Origin of the sequence: Alteromonas sp. BZK5, from assembly GCF_014349115.1 — a bacterium.
In the GTDB taxonomy this organism is placed as follows: Bacteria; Pseudomonadota; Gammaproteobacteria; order Enterobacterales; family Alteromonadaceae; genus Alteromonas; species Alteromonas macleodii.
The window spans coordinates 1-4,421 of sequence record NZ_JACSOE010000155.1 but is presented as its reverse complement, the minus strand read 5'-3'; the positions used below and the strand labels follow the sequence as shown (position 1 = coordinate 4,421).

The 4,421-nt window shown below is 42.0% G+C and carries 5 protein-coding genes; 1 reads left to right on the top strand and 4 read right to left on the bottom strand.

Annotated features, from left to right (window positions below; translation table 11 throughout):
- The 4 genes from BIZ39_RS20415 to BIZ39_RS20400 form a co-directional block, all read right to left on the bottom strand.
- The coding region (locus tag BIZ39_RS20415) for a hypothetical protein (RefSeq protein WP_222936724.1) at positions 1 to 292 on the bottom strand (292 nt) is incomplete at its 3' end.
- 1 nt (position 293) lies between these two features.
- Positions 294 to 1,862 carry a type I restriction-modification system subunit M gene (locus BIZ39_RS20410; protein ID WP_049588277.1) on the bottom strand — a complete coding sequence of 523 codons (1,569 nt, stop codon included), beginning with the start codon at positions 1,860 to 1,862 and terminating at the stop codon, positions 294 to 296.
- Positions 1,863 to 1,889: 27 nt separating this feature from the next.
- Positions 1,890 to 2,456, bottom strand: coding sequence for a DUF6933 domain-containing protein (locus BIZ39_RS20405; RefSeq protein ID WP_049588279.1), 567 nt, complete (start codon positions 2,454 to 2,456; stop codon positions 1,890 to 1,892).
- Positions 2,453 to 3,340 carry a WYL domain-containing protein gene (locus BIZ39_RS20400; RefSeq protein ID WP_187447908.1) on the bottom strand — a complete coding sequence of 296 codons (888 nt, stop codon included), beginning with the start codon at positions 3,338 to 3,340 and terminating at the stop codon, positions 2,453 to 2,455. Before BIZ39_RS20400 ends, BIZ39_RS20405 begins: the two co-directional genes overlap by 4 nt.
- A gap of 267 nt (positions 3,341 to 3,607) precedes the next feature.
- On the opposite strand from BIZ39_RS20400, the gene BIZ39_RS20395 reads away from it, so the two are divergent.
- The coding region (locus BIZ39_RS20395) for an AAA family ATPase (protein WP_187447907.1) at positions 3,608 to 4,421 on the top strand (814 nt) is incomplete at its 3' end.

Here is a 4,421-nt window from a genome sequence, read left to right as displayed (position 1 = left end):
CCGCCTCATCTTGTGTTGTCTTAGCGATAGCTTGCTCCCAAGCAAAGACAATGTTCACAATAAACAGGTCCGGTTGAACCCAAAAAACTCGCTTGTTACCAATTTCCTTTTTGCTTGTTCTTTCTTTGTGAAAAATCCCTTTACCCCATGCACGAACACCGATTTCAAAGTAATCTTTGTCATCTTCCAGCTCGACGGGTTTGGTAACTCTTGAAAGGATGTTCTCAACGCGTCTAGTTTTATAGCTGTCTAGGAAGCTGGGAAATCTGATTTTTGGAGTGACAATTTCCATTTCAGTCCTTACCTATCGGGGAATCTATAGCTAGCTCGTTGCAAAAGACCTCAATTTCTGAATCTGTTGTTTTCAAAGATTTTTCAATTTCTCTGATGCGTTGACTGATTACTTCTAGGTCAATAGGTGCGTCTTCTTGAAACGTATCTACATACCTTGGGATATTCAGATTGAAATCGTTTTCTTCTTCAACTTCGCTTATTGATGCGACATACGAATACTTATCTTCAGTCTTCCTCGACGAGATAGCATTTAATATCCGCTCGACGTCTTCTTCTCTTAAATAATTTTGATTTACTGCTTTACCGAAGTGTTGACTACCATCAATGAATAAAATGTTGTCTTGATTAGTTCGATTTTTCTTAATTAAGAGAATACATGTGGGTATATTAGTGCCATAAAAAATATTCGCAGGCAGTCCAATAACCGCATCAAGATAATTCTTTTCCTTGATCAGATGTTTACGAATGTGGCCTTCCGCAGCACCTCTGAAGAGCACACCGTGCGGCAAAACTACTGCCATCGTACCGTTATCATCCAACTGATGAATCATATGTTGCACAAAAGCAAAGTCAGCCTTTGATGCAGGTGCAAGCTTACCGTAGTCCTGAAAACGTTCATCAGTTAAAAAGCCTTGTGAAGCACTCCATTTGGCCGAGAACGGAGGATTAGCAACTACTGCTTCGAACTTATGCTCTAAGTGATGCGGTTGCTCTAGTGTGTCGTCCTGCTGAATATCAAATCGACGATAGTGCACACCATGCAAAATCATATTCATTCTAGCGAGGTTGTAGGTGCTGGGGTTTTGCTCCTGTCCGTAAAAGTGTCCAACGTCTTTCACTTCTTTTGCCACTCGCAAAAGCAAAGAGCCTGAACCACAAGTTGGATCGTACACGCTGCGAAGTTTGTCTTTCCCTTGGGTGACCAGTTTCGCCAGAAGTTTTGACACCATGGGCGGTGTATAAAACTCGCCCGCTTTTTTACCTGCACCTGATGCAAACTGACCAATCAGGTATTCATAAGCATCGCCCAGTACATCAATTTCCGTTTCATGATGCAGAAAGTCGATATCGTCGAGATGAACCAGTATCTTAGAGATCAGCTCATTTTTAGCTTTCTCTGTTTTACCGAGCTTGTTTGAGGTTAAGTCGAGGTCATCAAACAAACCATTGAAATCATCCTCAGCCGCCGTACCCATAGTGCTTTGCTCAATATGGTTCAGCACTTCAGTAAGCTGCTCTAAAATGAACTCGCCGTTTTTACCTTTTTCAGCCAGCACGTGGAAAAGCTCACTGGGCTTTAGGAAATAGCCTAAGTGATCGATCGCTTCTTCGTGAATGGCATCCAGATACTCTTTACCCTGTTGTGCATTTTCGTCAATTTCATCAAATTTAATGCAGTCCTCTTTGAGAAGTTCGTCGGCATAGATATCCATTCGTTCAGAGAGGTACTTATAGAAAATAAAACCAAGTATGTAGTCGCGAAACTCATCGGCGCTCATATTGCCCCGAAGCGCGTTGGCAATATTCCAGAGTTGTTTTTCTAATGCTTTCTTATGTTGTTCAACCATTGTTTCTTATTCCTTGCTACATCTTTCCTAATGGAGCTTAAATTCTTTTTTTGGAGACTGTTGTGTAAATGTTTTTAGAAGCTGGGCCATTTCTATATCTGGCCATATGTAATCTCTCTGACCTTTTACGCCACAAGGCCTATGGCTTAAATCTGCGCTGTATCGGTATGGACTGATATCCGCTACCGACTTACTCTTGTAATACAACCCATAATCAATTTCCTGAGCGACCTGATTCATCGTACCTTGTACCGAGCGATTGCAGTTTGTATCGAACGTAAGTGGTTGGTAGTTCGTCGCAGCGGCATTTACGAACTCAGGCGGCATATCACTTTTCAACAAGGTGTTAATAAACACATCGTTAAAATGCCAATCAAGGTTTGCGAAGTCTTTCTTGGTTAAGCATGGAATGAATAAGGTAAAACGTGTGGCATCATGCACCGCGATGATACACTGTCTGCGCTGAATAGTGATGAGGTTTGCGTGCCAGTTTAGCCACTGCGCCTGAATGCCTATAGCTGTCGCGGGTTGCTCTGCAGCTTTCACCTTTTCAGGTAGCTTTGCATAAAGCTTTTTGGTGCAATGAAGGATCAATTACCACCTCCGCTTCCTTTAGCTTGATACCCCGGTGCAATAGCCAAGTTTTGCACATTGTTGAGCGTAAAACGGTTTTGAAGCCAAAGTTGATATTCTGGACCTTTCAACGTACCCAGCTCGGTACAGTCCACATTCCAACGTCTTAATAGGTAACCAGCCATTGCCGCTCGCACCTCGATAAGCAATTGCTTGTTGTCCATGCCGTAGTCCATTTCTATTGCGGTAGGATGTTCAACATTCTTGGGGTGCGGCACAAGCTGAAGCGGAATAAGGCGCTGCCATTCTGTATCTGCTTGGGCGCTTTCATCGTCATTAGGCGTGTCTTTAATTGTTACTTTACTAATGCGAGTTAACACGAAGTCTCGGAAGCTTTGACTCTTACGATCAAACGCACGAACGTGCCAGCGTAGGCCATTGTCGACTATGGAGTGCGGTACAAGCTCTCTGGCATTCGAACCGCTAGAAAGTGACGTGTAGATAACGCTAACCGCTTTGTTATTAAGAATGGCCTGAACAAGGCGCGCAACTATAAAGATGTCCGGTACATTCAGACTAGACGGTGCTTCTACTGGGAAATGAATATCGCCTATTGCATCAAACCCGTCGGAGATATCGTTGGCGAGTTTATTTAAGGTGCGTCTTGCGTCGTGTTCAAAAACAGGCTTGAACTGGGGTGTCTGGAAGTATCGCTTTTCTCGCGAATCGTAAGACAGGTTATCCGGCGCAAGCTCTTTGTAAATGCCGAAATCGCGTGAGCCTGCCGATAAGCCGACCTGAAAACGATTAATTAAGTCCTGACGATAAATCGCACCTTTGAATAACAGGCAAAAGTCGATGTAGGCAAGGCGTTGTTTTTGAGCAAAGCTGATAGAGTCGAGCATCGTCCCTGTGTACTTTTCTATACTTTAGTCCAGTGTGGTTTATTTTGAGACGGTTGTAAAGCAGATACATATTTAACTGCTCATGAATCGGCGCTTAAACTCCCTCTTCCTTTCTTCAAGTTCTACTTCTGTTGAGGCCAAGAAGGAGAGTAAATATCGTAGGGCGACTTATGAAACAACTAAAATTCAAAAGATAAAAACTGTACCGTAATTTTTTTACGGCACGATAAAGCTGTGCTATCTTGACACAGAATATTGGAGACTACGATGCTTACTTATTTTTCGGTGCAAGGATTTAGGAATTTTAAAGACAAACTAGAATTCGATCTGCGAAGCACTAACAAGTATGAATTTAATACACATGCTCTCAAAAACGGCACTGTAAACCATAGTGTCATCTATGGTGAGAACGGGAGTGGGAAATCAAATGTCGGTTTAGCGATATTAGATATCGTTTCACACGTCATACCTGATTCAACCGTGCAAATAAATACATTGAAAGATAACTTTCTCAATGCGGATACGGATGAGCAACACGCAAACTTTGAGTATGAGTTTGAGATCGAAGGACATGAGGTGGTATATCGCTATGGGAAAACTGACGATTTGAGCCTTGTGTATGAATCACTCCATATAGACAAGCAACTAGTTGCGGAAATAAACAGAGACGAAGGTCATAAAGCTTTCTTTGATTTAGATGGTAGTGAAAATCTGAAAACTGACATATCCAGAGCTGATATCTCCATCATTCGTTATCTCAGTATGTCTGTGCTAGATGAGACTAGACTTAACTATATTTTTGATAAGTTTATTGAATTTGTAGGCGGCATGGTGTTCTTTCGAAGCCTCAATCGAACTGAATATCAAGGGCAACGGATTAGCTCAAGTAAACTTTCAGACGAAATAATAGGAAAAGGAAAAGTCCAAGAATTCGAAAAATTTTTGAATGAAGTGGGTGTAAATTGCAATCTCGACGTACAGGGAGCATCAGACGACCAATATATTGTCTTTAAGTATCGGAACAAGACAATAGAATTTTCGAGAATAGCCAGTACGGGAACATTATCCTTGGGTATTTTTT